Source organism: Microbacterium panaciterrae (assembly GCF_039541635.1).
GTDB lineage: Bacteria > Actinomycetota > Actinomycetes > Actinomycetales > Microbacteriaceae > Microbacterium > Microbacterium panaciterrae.
Genome location: NZ_BAABGP010000003.1, coordinates 256,520 through 274,747 on the forward strand (window position 1 = coordinate 256,520; position 18,228 = coordinate 274,747).

Consider the following 18,228-nt stretch of genomic DNA (forward strand, 5'->3'; position numbering starts at 1 on the left):
GGCATACGTGAGACTCGACTCAGCGCAGCACGCGGGCGGCCTCGGCGCGGATCTCGGCGGCGATCGCGTCCAGCAGGTCGGAGCGGAGGTTCCACTGCTGCCAGAACAGCGGCGACGTCGCCTCTTCTGCGTCGAGCCGCACCAGCCGCCCGTCGGCGAGACCGGCCTCCGCGTGCGGGACGGGCAGCAGCGCCCAGCCGAGGCCGAGCTCCACCGCGACGGAGAAGTCGGCCGACGCGGGGACGTGGTGCCGTGGCACCGGCCACGGATCCACCCCGCGTTCGCGCAGCCAGTCCTGCTGCAGGATGTCGCGGCGGTCGAAGTCGACGAACGGAGCCCTGGCCAGGGTCTGCGCGGTCACCCCCTCCGCGAACCATCGCCGCGCGAAACCCGGAGCTGCGGCCGCGACGTAGTGCAGCGCACCGAGCGCCTCCACCCGGCACCCCCCGACCGGCTCGGACTCGCTGGTCACCGCCGCCATCACCGTTCCGGATTCGAGCAGCCGCGCCGTGAAGTTCTGGTCGTCGCGGTGCAGGTCGAACTCGACGCCGTACCGTTCGGACAGCCGTGCCAGCGGCGCCAGGAACCACGTCGCCATCGAGTCGGCGTTGACCGCGAGCGGAATGCGGATCCGAGAGCCCCCGCCTTCGCCTGCAAGACCGAAGCCGGCGATCGCGTCGTGCTCCAGGAGCGCGATCTGCCGCCCGAAGCGCGCGACGGCCTCCCCCGCCTCCGTGGCGCGCACCGGCTTGCTGCGCACGAGCAGGATCCGCCCGAGCTGATGCTCGAGGGTCTTGATCCGCTGGCTCACCGCCGACGGGGTCAGCAGCAGCCGGCGCGCCGCCGCATCGAAGCTGCCCTCATCCAGCACCGCCGCCACGGTCCGCGCCGATTCCGCATCCACCTGCACATCAGCAACTCTAATCTGACTTAAGGAATCTTCGCTGGTGCTGATGTCGCTCGTGGCCGTACTGTCGATCCGTGCTCACCACCCTGTCCGGCCTCGGCCTCATGTTCTCGCTCATCATCGCCGTCGGCGCGCAGAACGTGTACGTGCTGCGCCAGGGCATGCGCCGCGAGCACGTGCTGCCCGTCGTGCTGATCTGCGCGGTCTCCGATGCCGTGCTCGTGCTGGCCGGCACCGCGGGCCTCGGCTACCTGGTGAAGTCGCTGCCGTGGCTCATCGTCGTGGCGCGCTGGGCGGGCGCGACCTCGCTCGTGCTGTACGGCGTGCTGGCGGCCCGGCGGGCGTGGAAGGCGGGCGGCGAGTCGCTGGTCGCTGATCCCGCCGCCGACTCTGCGACGCCCGGATCCGCGGCAGGCGCCAGCCGGCCCGGTGGGACCGCGACCCTCACCCGCACTCCGCTCGCCCCGGTGATCCTCGCCACGCTCGCGTTCACCTGGCTGAACCCGAACGTGTACCTCGACACGGTGCTGCTGATCGGCTCGATCGCCGCCACGCACGGCGACGAGCGCTGGCTGTTCGCGGCCGGGGCGATCGTCGCCAGCGGGATCTGGTTCTTCGCGCTCGGCTTCGGCGCCCGCCACCTCGGCCGCTGGCTGCGCACGCCGCGGGCCTGGCGGATCCTCGACACGGCGATCGCCGTGGTGCTGGTCGTGATGGGCGTGAGCCTGGTGCTCCCGGTGTTCTTCGGCTGACCGGACCCGCCCCGCCGCGGCCGCACCACCGCGCGGAGCGAGCGGTCTACTGGTTCGTGAACGCGGCGTCGAAGGAGGCGGTCGGCATCGGCCAGAGCAGCGAGCGCACGAACCCCACGGCCTGCGCTGCGCCGTGCAGGCGATCCATGCCGGCGTCCTCCCACTCGATCGAGATCGGGCCCGTGTAGCCGATCGCCTCGAGGGCGCGGAAGGCGTCTTCCCAGGGCACGTCGCCGTGCCCGGTCGAGACGAAGTCCCAGCCGCGGCGCGGGTCGCCCCAGGGCAGGTGGGATCCGAGCACGCCGGCGCGGCCGTTCTGCGGGCGCATCCGGGTGTCCTTGCAGTCCACGTGGTAGATCCGGTCCTGGAAGTCCCAGATGAAGCCGACCGGATCGATGTTCTGCCACATCATGTGCGACGGATCCCAGTTGAACCCGAACGCCTCACGGTGCCCGATCGCCTCCAGGGTCCGGACCGAGCTCCAGTAGTCGTACGCGATCTCGGAGGGGTGCACCTCATGCGCGAACCGCACGCCCTCGGCGTCGAACACGTCCAGGATCGGGTTCCACCGGGTCGCGAAGTCCTCGAAGCCCGCCTCGATGACGTCGGCGCCGACCGGCGGGAACATCGCCAGGTAGGGCCAGATCGAGGATCCGGTGAAGCCGATGACGGTGTCCACGCCGAGCTTGCGCGCCACGCGGGCGGAGCGCTTCATGTCCTCGGCGGCGCGCTGCCGCACCCCCTCGGCCTCCCCGTCGCCCCAGACGTAGTCGCGCAGGATCGCCCGGTGCCGGAAGTCGATCGGGGCGTCGCACACGGCCTGACCGGCGAGATGGTTCGAGATCGCGAAGACCTGCAGACCGTGGCGGTCCAGGATCTCGCGTCGGGAAGCGGCGTAGGCGTCGTCCTCGTCGGCGCGCTGCAGGTCGAGGTGGTCCCCGCTGGCGGCGATCTCGAGCCCGTCATATCCCCACGAGGCGGCGAGCCGGGCGACCTCCTCGAACGGCAGATCCGCCCACTGTCCGGTGAACAGCGTGACGGGGTGCGTGCTCTCGGTCATGATTCCTCGATTCTCGGTGCGGATCCGCTCTCCACACGGACCCAGGTGCCGGTCGCGGCGGATTCCAGTACGGCGGCGGTGATGATGGCGGCGCGCAGGCCGTCCGCGAAGACGGGGAGGCCGTCCGGGGCCTCACCGCGCACGGCGGCGTAGACGTCGGCGATGAACGCGTTGAAGGCGTCCTGGTAGCCCATCGGGTGCCCGGCCGGCACGAGGGAGAGTCCGCGGTCCCCCGCCGCGGACGGATCCCGCAGCAGCAGCCGGGAGCCTTCCGCCGCGCCGATCCACAGCTCCTCCGGCCGCTCCTGCGCGAATCGCAGGCTCTGCGCGGTGCCGTGCACCTCGAGCACCAGGCCGTTCTTGCGTCCCGGCGCGAGCTGCGACACGAGCAGCGTCGCGAGCGCGCCGCCCTCGAGTTCCGCGATCACGGCCGCGATGTCTTCGTTGGCGACCTGCGTGCCCTGGCGCTCGGCATAGACGGTGCGGGTGCGCGCCGTGAGCGCGACGATCCGCTGCCCGGTGACGAACTCGATCAGATCGCACAGGTGGGATCCGATGTCGGCGAACGCCCGCGACGCCCCTCCGGCTGCGGCATCGGCACGCCAGTTGCTCTCGCCCGGCTGCTGCAGCCAGTCCTGCAGGTAGGCACCGTCGATCGTGAGGATCGTGCCGAGCTCGCCGGCGGCAACCAGGGCGCGCGCCTGCCGCACGATCGGGTGATAGCGGTACACGAACGGCACCGCCCCCACCAGCCCGGCGGCGTCCGCGGCCGCGGTCACGGCGCGCGCATCCTCGACGGTGACCGCGAGCGGCTTCTCGCACACGACGTGCCGGCCCGCTGCGAGCGCGGCGAGCGCCTGCGCGGCGTGCAATCCGTTCGGCGTGCAGATGTGCGCCACGTCGCACGCGGCGAACACTTCCGCGACATCCGCGGCTGCGGCCTCGATGCCGAGATCGGCGGCAGCCTGCGCGCCTCGCTCGGGAGAAGACCCGGCCAGGATCGCCGGCACCGCCCCCGCGGCTCGCGCGGCGCGGCTGTGCACGGCGGCCATGAAGCCGCCGCCGAGGAAGCCGGCCCTGAGCCCCTCCCCGCTGAGGTGCGTGGTCACCGCGGCCGCCTAGAGCGTCGCCGCGAACGGGTCGCGGTCCTCGGGAACGAGCGGGATCTCCCCGACCGTGCTCTGCACCTCGACGAACGCGCCGGAGGAGACCGCCTCCTCCAGCGAGAGCAACGTGTCGAACACGTGGTAGCCGAGCTCTCCGGTGGCGATGTGCGGCACGCCCGCGCGGATCGCCCGTGCCATGTCGAGCACGCCCAGGCCTCGCCCGGCCTCGATGCCGACCGGCGCAACGACCTCCCAGGCAGGTTCGGATCCGGCCGTCGCCCGGGTCGGCGCGCGGGTGATGCGCACCTCACCGCCGAACGTGTTCGGATCCGGGATGACCATGGTCCCCTCGGTGCCGGTGATCTCGACCACTCCAGTGCGCGCGAGCGGGGAGTCGAAGCTGAACACGCTCTGGCTCGTGGCGCCCTGTTCGAATTGCGCGATCGCCTGCACCAGCGTCGGCACCTCGACGGGGAACTCGGTGCCGGCCCGCTCGCCGACCTGGACCGTGCGCGTCTCGCGCCCGCGCCCGCCCACGGCCGCGACGCGCGCGACGGGTCCGAACACGCTCACCAGCGCGGAGATGTAATACGGACCCATGTCGATCAGCGGCCCCGCTCCCCGGGCGAACAGGAACTCCGGGTTGGGGTGGAAGATGTCGGGGCCGATGTACTGCATGCTGGTCTGCGCAGACAGCGGCGTGCCGATATCGCCACGGGCGATCGCACGCCGGGCGGTCTGCAACCCGGGACCGAGCACCGTGTCCGGCGCGATGCCGACGCGCAGTCCCGCGGCGTCGGCCTGCGCGAGCAGCTCGCGGGCGGCGGCGCGTTCGACGCCGATCGGCTTCTCGCTCCAGACGTGCTTGCCCGCGGCGATCGCGGACAGGCTCACCGGCACATGCGCGGCGGGGATGGTGAGGTTGACGACCAGCTCGACGTCCGGATGCGCGAGCACGTCGTCCGGCGTCCCGCTCTCGGGGATGCCGTGCGTGGCCGCCTGGGCGGCGGCCCGGGCCGTGTCGATGTCGCCGAGGATCACGACGCGGATGTCGGGGAAGGAGGTGAGATTCTGCAGGTACGTGTCGCTGATCATCCCGGTGCCGATGAAGCCGACACCGACGGCGCCGCCGGTCATCGCACGCCCTCCGCGCGAAGAGCGGCAGCGCTGCGGGTCACGGCGTCCAGGATGTCGCCGTCGTACTGGTCGAACTCGACGATCGCGTACTCCGCGGCCGGCGCCGCCGCGAGGATCCCGGCGATGTCGAGATCGCCCTCGCCCGCCACCCGCTGGTCGAGCCGGACGCTGACGCCCTCGGCGCTGCGGAACGGATCCGCGCCGATCACGCCGTCCTTCATGTGCAGCAGTCGCACCCTGTCGCCGAGGCGCTGCAGCAGGGCGGGGACGTCTGCTCCGCCGATCGCCGCCCAGAACACGTCGAGCTCGAGCACGACCCGCTCGTCGAGCAGCCCGGCGAAGTGCTCCAGTGCCGGGACCCCGTCGATGTCGTGATGGAACTCCTGGGAGTGGTTGTGATATCCGAGGCGGATCCCGCGCGCGGCCGCCACGTCGACCAGTCCGTTCAGGCGATCCGCGGTCTTCTCGATCTCGTCCCGGCTCGCCCAGCGATCGGGCGCGACCATCGGATCGATCAGGATCTCGATCCCGAGGGTCTCGGCATCGTCGAGGATCGACGCGAACGGGGGGATCGTGATGACCGTCTCGCCGAAACGCAGCTCGTCCGAGAGGAAGTTCGCGTGGCCGCTCGGCGCGGTCAGGCCTGCGCCGTCGTACGCCGCCCGCAGCGCGGCGGCGTTGCCGAGGAAGCCGAAGGCCTCCACGTGGGCGAAGCCGGCTGCGGCCAGTCCGGCGAGCGTGCCGGGCAGGTCGGTCGCGAGCGCGTCGCGCACGGTGTAGAGCTGGACGGACAGCTGGGGCGATGCCATGGTTCCTCATCCTCGAGACGCGGCGGTCGTCCCGCGCACGGGAAGTCGACCAAAGGTAGGTTTTCGTCCACTCTACGCGTTAAACCCGACCAACGGTAGAGTTTTGTGTCATGAGCTCATCTTCGGTCCCGCGTGCCCGCGGCAGCTACGCCAAGACGGAGCAGTTCCGCCTCGACGTGCTGGACGCGGCACTGCGGATCCTCGCCGAGCGCGGGAACGACGCGACCACCCTGCAGCTCGTCGCCGATGAGGTGGGGCGCTCGAAGGCGGGACTCCTGCATCACTTCGGATCCCGGGAGACGCTGCTGCTGGAGGTCGTGCGCCATCGCGATGATGTGAACCGGCAGCAGTTCCCCGCCACTGAGGACGCCGGGTTCCAGGCGTCGCTCGACCTGGTCGCCCACAACGCCACCGTGCCGGGCCTGGTGGCTCTGTTCGCCGTGACCTCGGCGCTCGCGGCCGCCGACACGACCGAGACCGAGCGTCGGCGCTACTTCGCCGAGCGCTACGCGCGCACCAGGGCCGGCTTCGCGCGGCGGATCGCCCGCGCGCAGCGCAGCGGCGCGCTGCGCGCCGACATCGCCCCGGACGCCGCGGCCGCCCTCGTGCTCGCCGCCATGGACGGCCTGCAGACCCAGTGGCTGCTGGATCCTTCGATCGACATGGCCGCGCACCTGCGCGCGCTCATCCTGCTGCTGGAGCCGACCAACGACGAAGACCCGCCCCCGGAATCGGGAACGGGCCTTCGTGCGTGAGCGTCAGGCTCAGATGGCGTTGACGTCCAGCGGGATGCCGGGGCCGAACGTGGTCGACACCGCACCCTTCTGGATGTAGCGACCCTTCGAGCTGGACGGCTTGAGGCGGACGATCTCCTCGAGCGCGGCCTGCATGTTCTCGTCGAGCTGCTCGGCCGAGAACGATGCCTTGCCGACGACGAAGTGCACGTTGGCGTGCTTGTCGACGCGGAACTCGATCTTGCCGCCCTTGATCTCCTCGACGGCCTTGGCCGCGTTGGGGGTCACGGTGCCGGTCTTCGGGTTCGGCATCAGGCCGCGCGGGCCGAGCACCTTGCCGAGGCGACCGACCTGGCCCATGAGCTCCGGGGTCGAGACGGCTGCGTCGAAGTTGGTCCAGCCGTCGGCGACCTTCTGGATGAGCTCGGCGCCGCCGACCTCGTCCGCACCCGCGGCGATCGCGGCCTCAGCGGCCGGACCCGTCGCGAACACGATGACGCGGGCGGTCTTGCCGGTGCCGTGCGGGAGGATGACGGTGCCGCGCACCATCTGGTCCGCCTTGCGCGGGTCGACGGAGAGCTTCAGCGCGACCTCGACGGTGGAGTCGAACTTCGCGGAGCCGGTCTCCTTCGCGAGAGCCACGGCCTCGGTCGGGGTGTAGAAGCGGTCTGCCTCGATCTTCGCGACAGCAGCGTTGTAAGCCTTGGACTTGGTAGCCATTGTTATCTCCCTCAGCCCTCGACCGTGATGCCCATGGAACGGGCGGTTCCGGCGATGATCTTCGACGCGGCGTCGATGTCGTTCGCGTTCAGGTCGGCCTGCTTCTGCTCGGCGATCTGACGGACCTGCTCGGCCGAGATCTTCGCGACCTTGACGGTGTGCGGAGTGGCGGAGCCCTTCTGCACGCCGGCGGCCTTCTTGATCAGCTCGGCGGCCGGCGGGGTCTTCAGGACGAACGTGAAGCTGCGGTCCTCGTAGACGGTGATCTCGACGGGGATGACGTTGCCGCGCTGCGACTCGGTCGCCGCGTTGTACGCCTTGCAGAACTCCATGATGTTGACGCCGTGCTGACCGAGCGCGGGGCCGATCGGCGGGGCCGGGTTGGCGGCGCCGGCGTTGATCTGGAGCTTGATCAGGCCGGTCACCTTCTTCTTCGGTGCCATTCTCTTTCCTTTCATCGAGCGGATGCCCTGGGGCGTCCCTCTCCCGCGGATCCGGCATCTCCGGAACGCGGTGATGTTCGTGCGCACGACGAACGCACGCACAAACCATAGAAGTCTACCGGATCCTGTGGCCGCGCGAGACCGGACGGACACAGCAGAACGGCCGCCCCTCTCGGGACGGCCGTTCTGCGACGCGGAGGGGCGTCAGATCATCTTGGTGACCTGGTCGAACGACAGCTCGACCGGGGTCTCGCGCTCGAACAGCGAGACGAGGACGGTGAGCTTGCCGCTCTCCGGCTTGATCTCGGAGATCGAACCGGGAAGACCCGCGAACGAGCCCTCCTTGATCGTGATCGTCTCGCCGACCTCGAAGTCGACCTCGGCCGGGAGCGGACGCGCCACGGCCGTGCCGCCCTTGGCCGTGACGGCCTTGGCGGTCGGGATGTCCTTGACTTCGACGAGGGCCTTCAGCATGTTGAAGGCCTCCTCGAAGCGGAGCGGAGTCGGGTTGTGCGCGTTGCCCACGAATCCGGTGACGCCGGGCGTGTGCCGCACGACCGACCAGGTGTCCTCGTTGAGCTCCATGCGCACGAGCACGTACCCCGGGATCCGGACGCGCGTGACCATCTTGCGCTGACCGTTCTTGATCTCGACGACGTCCTCCATCGGGACCTCGATCTGGTAGATGTCGTCCTCGACCTCGAGCGTCGACTTGCGCTGCTCGATGTTGGCCTTCACCTTGCGCTCGAAACCGGCATAGGAGTGGATGACGTACCACTTGCCGGGAAGCATGCGCAGATCCATCCGGAAGGCCTCGTACGGGTCCTCCTCGGCGTCGGCCTCGACCGCATCCACGACGTCGGCGGCCGCGTCGATCTCTGCGACCTCGTCGGGGTCGAGCACGGGCGCTTCCTCCTCGCCGTTCACGTCGGGGCCGTCGTAGGGGGTGACCGCGTCGGCGGCCTTGGCCTCGAGGTCGGCGGCCTCCTCGGCCGCGGAGTCGTTGAGAACTTCGGCGGCGGCCGCGGACTCGGCCGCCTCGTCCAGGTTGAGGGCGTCGTTCACGATCGCGTCTGCCTCCGGGTCTTCGATGTCGATGTCTTCGTCGTCCGCGTCGTCGTCGTCATCGCCCTCGACATGCAGGGCGGCGTGCTCGGCGGGCGTCACGGCACGTTCTTCGGAGGCGAGGACGTCGCCCTCCTGAGCCTCGTCGTCTTCGCTGGACTGCTCAGCGGCGGTCGCCCAGTCGACGTCGTCGCCAGAGTATCGTTCGGACACTTGCTCTTCTCTCCTTCAGGTTCGGCCCGGGGTCGATGGACCCTGGGCCGCGGGATCACGCGGTTTTCCCGGGAACCCCGAAGACTTGCGTCGTCAGCCACGAGAAGGCCATGTCGAGCCCGTACACGAGTGCCATCATCACGATCACGAACCCGAGGACCACCAGCGTGTACTTGATGAGCTCCTTGCGCGTCGGGGCGACCACCTTGCGGAGCTCCGCGATCACCTGACGGAAGAACAGCGCGATGCGAGCGAAGAAGCCGAGCTTCTTGTCGCGGCCCGCGCCGCCGTTCGCCGTGGAGACCACAGCGCCCGATGCGTCCTGAACCATCCTCGAGTACCTTTCGTGTGCCAGCTGTGAGCTGACGCGCAGGGCGGACAGGAATCGAACCTGCAACCTGCGGTTTTGGAGACCGCTGCTCTGCCAATTGAGCTACCGCCCTAGAGGCCCGGAAGCCTCTGTCTGCATCCGCTTTCCACGTCCGGGAGACCCGAGGCACGGCGAAAGAATGCAGACAACAACTGCTCGTCCAGTGTACGACATCCCGGAGCGCTGACCGAACCGGGCCGGGATCCCGGGCGCGGCCGGGCGTGGCGGAACCGCTCAGAACAGCTGACGCCAGTTCGCCTTGGCGAGATCGAGCAGCTCGTCTCCGCGGCCGGAGAGCACGGTGCGGATCGCGTACAGCGCGAAGCCCTTGACCTGCTCGGCGTTGACCGCCGGCGGCATCGAGAGCTCCTGCCGCTCGGTCACCACGTCCAGCAGCGCGGGGCCGTCATGTGCGAGCACCTCGGCGAGCGCGGCCGGCAGATCCGCGCTGCGTTCCACCCTGCGGCCGAAGATGCCCATCGCCTCAGCGACCGCGGCGAAATCGGGGTTCTGCAGGCCCGTGCCGAAGTTCACGAAGCCCGCCGCCTTCATCTCCAGCTCGACGAAGTTCAGCGAGGAATTGTTCACGACGATCGTCTTCACATCCAGCCCGTTCTGCGTGAGCGAGATCAGCTCGCCCAGCATCATCGTGAGGCCGCCGTCGCCGGCCAGCGCCACCACCTGACGATCCGGCTCCGACGCCTGCGCGCCGATGGCGTGCAGCAACGCGTTCGCCATGGATCCGTGGCTGAAGGATCCGATGAGCCGCCTCCTGCCGTTCATGCGCAGGTAGCGCGCCGCCCAGACCGTGGGAGAGCCCACGTCGGCGGTGAAGATCGCATCGGCGGCGGCGGCCTCATCGAGCAGGCGCGCCAGATACTGCGGATGGATGGGCGCCGTGCCCCGCGACGGCACCGCCAGCTCATCGAGCTTGGCGCGGGTCTTCCGGTAGTGCGCGGTGGCGTCGTCGAGGTGGGTCCGGCGGCGATCCCCGGCGAGCCGCGGCAGCAGCGCCGCCGCCGTCGCCCCGACGTCGCCGACCATCCCGAGATCGAGCGGATGACGGCGCCCGAGGTTCTCCCCGCGGATATCGACCTGGATCGTCGTCGCGGTCGCCGGGTAGAACTGCGGATACGGGAAGTCGGATCCGAGGATCAGCAGCGCATCCGCCCCCTCCATCGCCCGGTAGCCGGACGCGAAGCCCAGCAGCCCTGTCATGCCGACGTCGAACGGGTTGTCGTACTCCACGAACTCCTTGCCGCGCAGGGCGTGCACGACGGGCGCGGCCAGGCGGTCCGCGAGCGCGACGAGTTCGTCGTGCGCACCCTCCGCGCCGGCACCCGCCAGGATCGTCACCTTCGAGGCCGCGTTCAGCAGGGTCGCCGCGCGCTCTAGCTCCGCAGGGCTCGGCACGATGACGGGACGGGCGCGCTCGATCACGCTCACCCGGTCGTCCTCGGCCTCGGCGAGCGCCACGTCGCCGGAGATCACCAGCACCGCGACGCCGCGCTTCTCGATCGCGGCCCGCATCGCGACCTGCAGCAGGCGCGGCATCTGCACCGGATCCGAGACGTACTCGACGTAGACGCTGCACTCGCGGAACAGCTCCTGCGGGTGCGTCTCCTGGAAGTACTGCGTGCCGATCTCGCTGGTCGGGATGTGCGCGGCGATCGCGAGCACGGGCACGCGGGAACGGTTGGCGTCGTAGAGCCCGTTGATGAGGTGCAGGTTGCCGGGGCCGCAGGATCCGGCGACGACCGCCAGATCGCCCGTGAGCGCCGCCTCCGCGGCCGCCGCGAAGGCCGCGGTCTCCTCGTGGCGCACGTGCACCCAGCGGATCGTGCCGTCCTTGCGGAGCGCGTCCGTGAAGCCGTTCAGGGAGTCCCCGGGGATCCCGTACACGCGCTGCACTCCGTTCGCGCGAAGGGTGGAGACGATGTTCTCGGCGACGGTGGTCATGGCGGCCTCTCGGGAGAGCGAACAGGACATCTCGAGGCTACGCCCGTGATCGTGCGACGGGCCGCACGCGCCCGGCATGACGAAGGGGCGGGCGCCGCAGGATATGCGACGCCCGCTCCTTCTCTCCCGCTGAGTGCGGCGGGACGAATCCGAGCTGCCGGAATCAGGCCACGCGGATGAGCTTCTTGTTCACGAACTCGTCAGCGGCGAGCAGACCCAGCTCGCGCGAGGTGCCGCTGCGCTTGACTCCGCCGAACGGCAGCTCGGGGCTGTCAGCCAGCACGACGTTGACGTAGACCATACCCGCGTCGATGCCGTTCGCCACCCGCTCGGCTTGCGCCGGGTCTGTGGTGAACACGTACGAGCCGAGGCCGAACGACGTGTCGTTCGCCAGCGCGACCGCCGCGGCCTCGTCGGCCACGCGGTAGACGACGGCGGCGGGGCCGAACAGCTCCTCGCGGTAGACGTCCATCGCCGGCGTCACGTCGGCGAGCAGCGTCGGAGCGTAGAACGCGCCCTCGCGGGTGCCGCCGGTGAGCAGGGTCGCGCCCTGCGCCACCGCGGTGTCGACCTGCTGCTGCAGGTTCACCGCTGCCGCCTCGGACACCAGCGGTCCGAGGACGGTGTCCTCCTGGGTCGGGTCGGCCGGCGTGACCGCGGCGAGGGCCGCGACGGCCTTCTCCACGAAGGCGTCGTAGAGGGAGTCCACGACGATGAACCGCTTGGCCCCGTTGCAGGCCTGGCCGTTGTTGTCCAGGCGCGCGTCCACCGCGGCCTGCACGGTCGCGTCGAGGTCGTCGGTGGAGAGCAGGATGAACGGATCCGATCCGCCCAGCTCCAGCGCGACCTTCTTCAGGTTGCGTCCGGCGATCTCGGCGACCGCCGCGCCCGCGCGCTCGGACCCCGTGACCGAGACGCCCTGCACGCGCGGGTCGGCGACGATCGTCGCGGACTGCTCGTTCGTGGCGTACACGTTCACATAGGCGCCGTCGGGCAGGCCCGCGTCGCGGTAGATCTCCTCGAGAATGGCCGCCGACTCGGGGCACTGCGGAGCGTGCTTGAGGATGATCGTGTTGCCGACCGCCAGGTTCGGGCCAGCGAAGCGCGCGACCTGGTAGGCCGGGAAGTTCCACGGCATGATGCCGAAGAGCACGCCCAGGGGCGCCTTGCGGATGACCGCCGTGCCCTCGCCGAGGATGTCCAGCGGCTGGTCGGCCGTGATCTTCTCCGCGTTGTCGGCGTAGAACTCGATGATGTCGGCGGCGAAGTCGACCTCACCGGCAGCCGCGGCGAGCGGCTTGCCCATCTCGCGCGTGATGATCGCGGCGAACTCGTCGCGGCGCGCACGGTGGCCCTCCGCGATCCGGCGGATCACGGCGGCGCGCTCGGCGACCGGGGTGGCGGCCCAGATCGCGGCCGCAGCGTGGGCGCGGGTGATCGCGTCCTCGATCTGCGCGTCGGTGAAGGTCTCGTAGGTTGCCAGGGTCTCGCCCGTGGCCGGGTTGACGACGGCGTAGTCGGTCATGTCCGGTTCCTCTCAGTTCGTTCGTGGGGGTCGGGCCCTTCGACAGGCTCAGGGACCGACCGGGATGTCAGTCGACCGGGATCAGCGTGTACTTGGTGGAGAGGTACTCGTGGATGCCCTCGAAGCCGCCCTCACGGCCGACGCCGGACTGCTTGACGCCGCCGAAGGGAGCCGCCGCGTTCGAGACGACCCCCACGTTGAGACCCATCATGCCCGTCTCGAGCGCGTCGATCATGCGGTGCCCGCGGGCGAGATCCTGTGTGAAGACGTAGGAGACCAGGCCGTACTCGGTGTCGTTCGCGAGGCGCACGGCCTCGGCCTCGTCGGCGAAGGTGGCGATCGCGAGCACCGGGCCGAAGATCTCCTCGCGGAGGATCTCGCTGCCGGCCTGCACGTTGGCGAGCACCGTGGGCTCGTAGAAGGATCCGACACCTTCGAGCGCCTTGCCGCCGGCGAGCAGCGTCGCGCCGCGCTCGACGGCGTCGCCCACGAGCTCCTGTGCCTTGGCTACCGCGTCATGGTCGATGAGCGGGCCGATAGAGACGCCGTCCTCGGTGCCGCGGCCGATCTTCATCGCGTTCACGCGCTCGGTGATCCGTGCTGCGAACTCGTCCGCGACGTCCTGGTGCACGATGAAACGGTTCGCGGCGGTGCAGGCCTGACCGATGTTGCGGAACTTCGCCGCCAGCGCCCCCTCCACGGCCTTGTCCAGATCGGCGTCCTCGAAGACGACGAACGGGGCGTTGCCGCCGAGCTCCATCGACACGCGCAGCACGCCCTCCGCCGCCTGGGCGATGAGCTTGCGGCCGACCTCGGTGGATCCGGTGAACGACAGCTTGCGCAGACGCGGGTCGGCGATGATCGGGGCCGACAGCGCGGAGGAGCGCGAGGTCTGCACGACGTTCACGACGCCGGCCGGGAGCCCTGCCTCTTCCAGTAGCTTCACGAAGTACATCGTGGTGAGCGGGGTGAGTGCCGGCGGCTTGATCACGACCGTGCAGCCGGCGGCGAGCGCCGGCGCGATCTTGCGGGTCGCCATCGCGAACGGGAAGTTCCACGGGGTGACGAAGAACGACGGGCCCACGGGACGCTGCGAGACGACCATGCGGCCGGTGCCCTCGGGGTTCAGGCCGTAGCGGCCGGAGATGCGCACCGCCTCCTCGCTGAACCAGCGCAGGAACTCACCGCCGTAGCCGACCTCGCCGCGGGCCTCGGCCAGGGGCTTGCCCATCTCGACGGTCATCAGCAGCGCCAGGTCCTCCTTGTGCGCCTGCACGAGGTCGAACGCGCGGCGCAGGATGTCGCTGCGCGTGCGCGGCGGGGTCGCGGCCCAGGAGTCCTGCGCGGCGACGGCGGCGTCCAGCGCCCGCATGCCGTCGGCGGGCGAGGCGTCGGCGATCGTGCGCACGACGTCGTTGGTGGCGGGATCGCGCACGTCGAAGGTCTTGTCGCCCTCTGCGGCGACCCACTCGCCCGCGATGTACAGGCCCGTGGGGACGCTGTCCAGCAGCGCCTTCTCCAGATCGGTCATGAGTGATCCTTCCTTCGTTGAGTTCTCGTGTTCGAGGTGATGTCGGGGCGGCGGCTCAGGCCGCTCAGGGTGTATCGGCCGCGCGGGTGCGCGGCACGACGATCATGGGGACCGGGATGACGTCCAGCATCTTCGCGGCCGTGGATCCGAGGAACAGCCGGCGCGGCTGTGCCAGCCTGCTGGATCCGACCAGGATCAGCTCTCCCGGCAGCCAGGACAGCTGCTCGATCGCGTGCTCGACGGTGTCGCCGGGGGCCCGCTCGAGCTCGGCGCGCACGCCAGACGGCAGCTCCATCTCGGCGCGCGCCAGCACGTCGTCGCCGTGCGCGGTGCTGACGAGGCGGATCGTCTGAAGGTCGAGCCCGCGCGGCACGTCGAACGCCACCAGCGACACCAGGCGCAGCGTCGCACCGCTCGATGCGGACAGCGCGACCGCCGCATCCAGCAGCACATCGGCGCCGGGACGGCTGCCGATCGCCGCGGTCACCCGCGAGATCGGCGCGTCGGCGTCCTCGCGGTGCGCGAAACCGGCCGGGGCGAGCGCCACCGGGATCGGCGAGGAGTGCAGCAGCGCCTGCGCGACGCTGCCCATCCGGTGCAGGCCCACGGTCGCGCCGTTCGCGGCGCCGACCACGATGAGACCGGCGTCCAGCTCCTCGCCGGCGAGCACGAGGCCCTCCGCGAACGAATCGTGGACCCAGACGTGCGGGGTGTGCTGCACGTCCGCGGGGATGCTCTCGGCCGCCGCGTCCAGCCACTGCTTCGCCTGCCCCTGGAGCACGCCTTCGTGGCCCAGCTCGGTGCCGGCGGCAGCGGTCGAGCCGCCCTCGTCCGGTAGGACCACCAGCACGTGCAGGCGCCGCCGGGTGCTCCGGGCGAGTCGCACGCCGAGAGCGAGGGCGTCAGCCCCGGTCTCCGTCGCCGTGTAGCCGACGACGATCGACGTCGTCATCAGCCGTTGTCGACGCTCGCGCCGGCTCCGACGACCTCGCCCGCCGCACGGCGCGCGTCGAGGATCTGCGCGGCGGCGAGGCGGCCCATCCGGATCGCGCCGTCGACGTGCTGGTACCCGGCGCCGGCGATGTCGGAGCAGGCGAAGTGGAGGGGGCCGACGGGCGTGCGCAGGTCCTTGCCGTAGCGGTGCAGACCGCCCATATCGAAGCTCGCGGCGTAGGCGCCGCGCGTCCACTCCTCGGTGCCCCAGTCGCTCTCGTAGTACACGACGGGGTTCTTCGCCTCGGGACCGTAGTAGTGCGAGAGGGACTCGAGGATCCGCTCCTTGCGCTCCTCGGCGCTCAGCTCGAACACGTCGTCCGCGTTCTGGTCGCTGACGAAGCCGACCAGGGTGCCGCGCTCGTCGCCGTGGTTGGTGTTGTCGTAGGCCTCGTGCACGAGTTCGTACGGGCTGAACGCGGTGCCGCTGAGGCCCTGCTCGCGCCAGAACGGCCCGTCGTAGACGGCGTGCACCTTGATCACGAAGCCCATCGAGATGTGCTGGTGCATCTGGTGCTGCCGGCGCGGGAGCGATGGGACGAACGAGATCCGGTCGTAGAGGATCGGGGCGTGCGCGAGGATCGCGTAGCGCGCGCTCACGGTGAGCGAGTCGGTGGTCGCGGTGATGCCGTCGGTCCCCGAGCTTGTCGAGGGGCCCCACTGGAGCGAGCGGACCGGCTGGTTCAGCAGCACGTCCTCGCCGAGGCGCTCCGCGAGCAGCTGCGGAACCTGCTGCAGGCCGCCCACGACCCGCTTGTCGAGGATGAAGTCGGCGTCCACGAGGTGCGAGTAGGAGCCGGCGGAGGCGGCCATGAGCAGCGACTGCAGCAGCGAGAACGCGTGCGTCGGCTTGGTGAGCATCGCGGATCCGGTCGCGAAGGCGAGGTTGCGGATCGCCTCGTCATCGTCGGTCTGCTGGCGCAGCCACGCATCCCAGGTGATCGTGTCCCACTCGGCGGCCTTGGCGTGCGCGTACGGGCGATCGGGATCGACCTCGGCGACCATCGCGTCCAGGCGCTCGGTGATCTCGGCGATGACCTTCTCGGTCGCCTCGGACACCGGGAACATCTCGCCGGTGAAGCGGTGCAGCGTGCCGTCGGGGCCGACGTAGACGCTGTCCCCCTCCCGGTAGCGGCTGAAGGTGTCCAGGCCCAGCTCGTCGATGGTCTCGATCAGGGCGCTCTGGTCGGGCGAGACCCACTGCCCGCCGAGCTCGAGCATGGCGCCGTCGACGACGTCGGTCCACAGCCGCCCGCCGACCCGGTCGCGGGCCTCCAGCACGACGACCGAGAGGCCGGCCTTGCGCAGTTCGTTGGCGGCGGTGGTGCCTGCGGCCCCGGCTCCGATGATGAGCACGTCACGCGTGATGTCGGCCATTTCCAGCTCCTTCGATGGGGAGGCACCGCGAGGTGCGTCAGTGTAAAAGTTGCCGGGCGCGATCCAGCATCCCCCGATCCCGATCGCGCCCGGACGTTCTAGTGCGCCGCGAGTGCGGCGGCGACGATGTCGAGTCCCTCGTTCAGGAGGTCGTCGCCGATCGTCAGCGGCGGGAGGAAGCGGATCACGTTGCCGAATGTGCCGCAAGTGAGGACGATGACGCCCTGCGCGATCGCCGCCTTGGCCACCGCGCCCGTGAGAGCCGCATCCGGGGCGCCGGTCGTCGGGTCGACGAACTCGGCGGCGATCATGGCGCCGTGCCCGCGGATGTCACCCACGCGCGGGTCGGCGGCCTGGATTGCGGTGAGACGCTCCGTGAGCAGCGCACCGATCTCGGTGGCGCGCTCGATCAGGCCGTCGTTCTCGTAGGCGTCGATCGCGGCGAGCGCCGCGGCGCAGGCCACCGGGTTGCCGCCGTAGGTGCCGCCGAGGCCGCCCGAGTGCGAGGAGTCCATGATCTCGGCGCGGCCGGTGACCGCGGCCAGCGGCATGCCGCCCGCGATCCCCTTGGCCGTGGTGATCAGGTCGGGCTCGATGCCGAAGATCTCGCTGGCGAACATCGCGCCGGTGCGACCGAAACCGGTCTGCACCTCGTCGGCGATGAAGACCACGCCGTTCGCGCGGCACCACTCGACGATCGCGGGCAGGTAGCCGTCGGCGGGCACGATGAAGCCGCCCTCGCCCTGGATCGGCTCGATGATGACCGCCGCCAGGTTGTCGGCGCCGATCTGCTTCTCGAGCTGGAGGATCGTGCGCGCTGCCGCTTCGGGGCCTGTCAGGCCGTCGCGGTACGGGTAGGAGGCCTGGGCGCGGTACACCTCGGGGGCGAACGGGCCGAAGCCGCTCTTGTACGGCATCGCCTTCGCGGTGAGCGCCATGGTCAGGTTGGTGCGGCCGTGGTAGCCGTGGTCGAAGGCGACAACCGCCGGGCGGCCCGTGTGCTTGCGGGCGATCTTGATCGCGTTCTCGACGGCCTCGGCGCCCGAGTTGAACAGGGCGCTCTTCTTCGCGAAGTCACCCGGGGTGAGGCGGTTGAGGGCCTCGGCCACCTCGATGTAGGACTCGTACGGCGAGATCATGAAGCAGGTGTGCGTGAACTGCGCGGCCTGGGCGGCGATGGCCGCGGCGACCTTGGGGTGGGCGCTGCCGACCGTGGTCACGGCGATGCCGCTGCCGAGGTCGATGAGCGAGTTGCCGTCGGCGTCCACGACGACGCCACCACCGGCGGCGACCGCGGCCACGGGGACGGTGTGCCCGACGCCGGCGGGGACTGCGGCGGCCTTGCGCGCCAGGATCTCCGCCGAGCGGGGACCGGGAAGCTCGGTGACCATGCGGCGCTCCTGCGGGAGCGAGGGTCCGCCGAGGGGAATCGATTCGGTTGCGACGTCGATGGTGGTCATGGCATCGAGATTACGAGCACCATCGTCGGGGAGCATTCGCCGGAGCGTACAATATGGTTCACGTTTT

The 18,228-nt window shown here is 70.4% G+C and carries 17 protein-coding genes and 1 tRNA gene; 2 read left to right on the forward strand and 16 right to left on the reverse strand.

The genetic code is table 11. The annotated features are described in order from the left end of the window. Positions 1-19: 19 nt before the first annotated feature. Complete coding sequence (locus tag ABD882_RS01210; RefSeq protein ID WP_425563308.1) at positions 20-904, reverse strand: LysR family transcriptional regulator ArgP; 885 nt, start codon at positions 902-904, stop codon at positions 20-22. A gap of 77 nt (positions 905-981) precedes the next feature. Here ABD882_RS01210 and ABD882_RS01215 point away from each other — a divergent pair, with 77 nt between their 5' ends. After that, positions 982-1,659 (forward strand): LysE/ArgO family amino acid transporter, encoded by a 678-nt coding sequence (locus ABD882_RS01215; protein ID WP_345183515.1) that lies wholly within the window; start codon positions 982-984, stop codon positions 1,657-1,659. Positions 1,660-1,705: 46 nt separating this feature from the next. Here the strand turns inward: ABD882_RS01215 and ABD882_RS01220 are convergent, their stop codons facing one another. From ABD882_RS01220 to ABD882_RS01235, 4 genes are read right to left on the reverse strand one after another with little or no spacing between them, the layout of a single operon-like run. After that, the gene (locus ABD882_RS01220) at positions 1,706-2,719 is read right to left on the reverse strand and encodes a sugar phosphate isomerase/epimerase family protein (protein ID WP_345183517.1); all 1,014 of its coding nucleotides are present in this window, start codon (positions 2,717-2,719) and stop codon (positions 1,706-1,708) included. Beyond that, entirely contained in the window at positions 2,716-3,828 is a 1,113-nt protein-coding gene (locus ABD882_RS01225) for a Gfo/Idh/MocA family protein (RefSeq protein ID WP_345183519.1), read from the reverse strand. Before ABD882_RS01225 ends, ABD882_RS01220 begins: the two co-directional genes overlap by 4 nt. A gap of 9 nt (positions 3,829-3,837) precedes the next feature. Beyond that, a complete protein-coding gene (locus ABD882_RS01230) occupies positions 3,838-4,962 on the reverse strand; it encodes a Gfo/Idh/MocA family protein (protein WP_345183521.1) in 1,125 nt (374 codons plus the stop codon). Continuing rightward, positions 4,959-5,771, reverse strand: a complete 813-nt coding sequence (locus ABD882_RS01235) for a sugar phosphate isomerase/epimerase family protein (RefSeq protein WP_345183523.1) — start codon at positions 5,769-5,771, stop codon at positions 4,959-4,961. Before ABD882_RS01235 ends, ABD882_RS01230 begins: the two co-directional genes overlap by 4 nt. A gap of 110 nt (positions 5,772-5,881) precedes the next feature. Between ABD882_RS01235 and ABD882_RS01240 the strand changes: the two genes are divergently transcribed. After that, positions 5,882-6,526, forward strand: a complete 645-nt coding sequence (locus tag ABD882_RS01240) for a TetR/AcrR family transcriptional regulator (protein ID WP_345183524.1) — start codon at positions 5,882-5,884, stop codon at positions 6,524-6,526. 9 nt (positions 6,527-6,535) lie between these two features. On the opposite strand, the gene rplA is transcribed toward ABD882_RS01240, so the two are convergent. The 11 genes from rplA to gabT all read right to left on the reverse strand — a co-directional run bounded on the left by rplA (position 6,536) and on the right by gabT (position 18,161). Beyond that, the gene (gene rplA, locus ABD882_RS01245) at positions 6,536-7,225 is read right to left on the reverse strand and encodes a 50S ribosomal protein L1 (protein ID WP_345183526.1); all 690 of its coding nucleotides are present in this window, start codon (positions 7,223-7,225) and stop codon (positions 6,536-6,538) included. Between the two features lie 11 nt (positions 7,226-7,236). Then, positions 7,237-7,668 carry a 50S ribosomal protein L11 gene (rplK, locus tag ABD882_RS01250; RefSeq protein WP_345183528.1) on the reverse strand — a complete coding sequence of 144 codons (432 nt, stop codon included), beginning with the start codon at positions 7,666-7,668 and terminating at the stop codon, positions 7,237-7,239. Between the two features lie 204 nt (positions 7,669-7,872). Next, entirely contained in the window at positions 7,873-8,946 is a 1,074-nt protein-coding gene (gene nusG, locus ABD882_RS01255) for a transcription termination/antitermination protein NusG (protein WP_345183530.1), read from the reverse strand. A 55-nt stretch (positions 8,947-9,001) separates the two neighbouring features. Continuing rightward, complete coding sequence (secE, locus tag ABD882_RS01260; RefSeq protein WP_345183531.1) at positions 9,002-9,277, reverse strand: preprotein translocase subunit SecE; 276 nt, start codon at positions 9,275-9,277, stop codon at positions 9,002-9,004. Positions 9,278-9,316: 39 nt separating this feature from the next. Beyond that, positions 9,317-9,389 (reverse strand) — tRNA-Trp (locus ABD882_RS01265). A 161-nt stretch (positions 9,390-9,550) separates the two neighbouring features. Then, a complete protein-coding gene (poxB, locus tag ABD882_RS01270) occupies positions 9,551-11,275 on the reverse strand; it encodes a ubiquinone-dependent pyruvate dehydrogenase (protein ID WP_345183533.1) in 1,725 nt (574 codons plus the stop codon). Between the two features lie 163 nt (positions 11,276-11,438). Beyond that, entirely contained in the window at positions 11,439-12,800 is a 1,362-nt protein-coding gene (locus ABD882_RS01275) for an NAD-dependent succinate-semialdehyde dehydrogenase (RefSeq protein WP_345183535.1), read from the reverse strand. A gap of 67 nt (positions 12,801-12,867) precedes the next feature. Beyond that, complete coding sequence (locus ABD882_RS01280) at positions 12,868-14,331, reverse strand: NAD-dependent succinate-semialdehyde dehydrogenase (protein ID WP_345183537.1); 1,464 nt, start codon at positions 14,329-14,331, stop codon at positions 12,868-12,870. 64 nt (positions 14,332-14,395) lie between these two features. Further along, positions 14,396-15,283, reverse strand: a complete 888-nt coding sequence (locus tag ABD882_RS01285; RefSeq protein ID WP_345183539.1) for a universal stress protein — start codon at positions 15,281-15,283, stop codon at positions 14,396-14,398. Then, positions 15,283-16,701 carry a flavin monoamine oxidase family protein gene (locus ABD882_RS01290; protein ID WP_345183541.1) on the reverse strand — a complete coding sequence of 473 codons (1,419 nt, stop codon included), beginning with the start codon at positions 16,699-16,701 and terminating at the stop codon, positions 15,283-15,285. Before ABD882_RS01290 ends, ABD882_RS01285 begins: the two co-directional genes overlap by 1 nt. A gap of 98 nt (positions 16,702-16,799) precedes the next feature. Continuing rightward, positions 16,800-18,161 carry a 4-aminobutyrate--2-oxoglutarate transaminase gene (gene gabT / locus ABD882_RS01295; protein ID WP_345183543.1) on the reverse strand — a complete coding sequence of 454 codons (1,362 nt, stop codon included), beginning with the start codon at positions 18,159-18,161 and terminating at the stop codon, positions 16,800-16,802. Positions 18,162-18,228 lie beyond the last annotated feature (67 nt).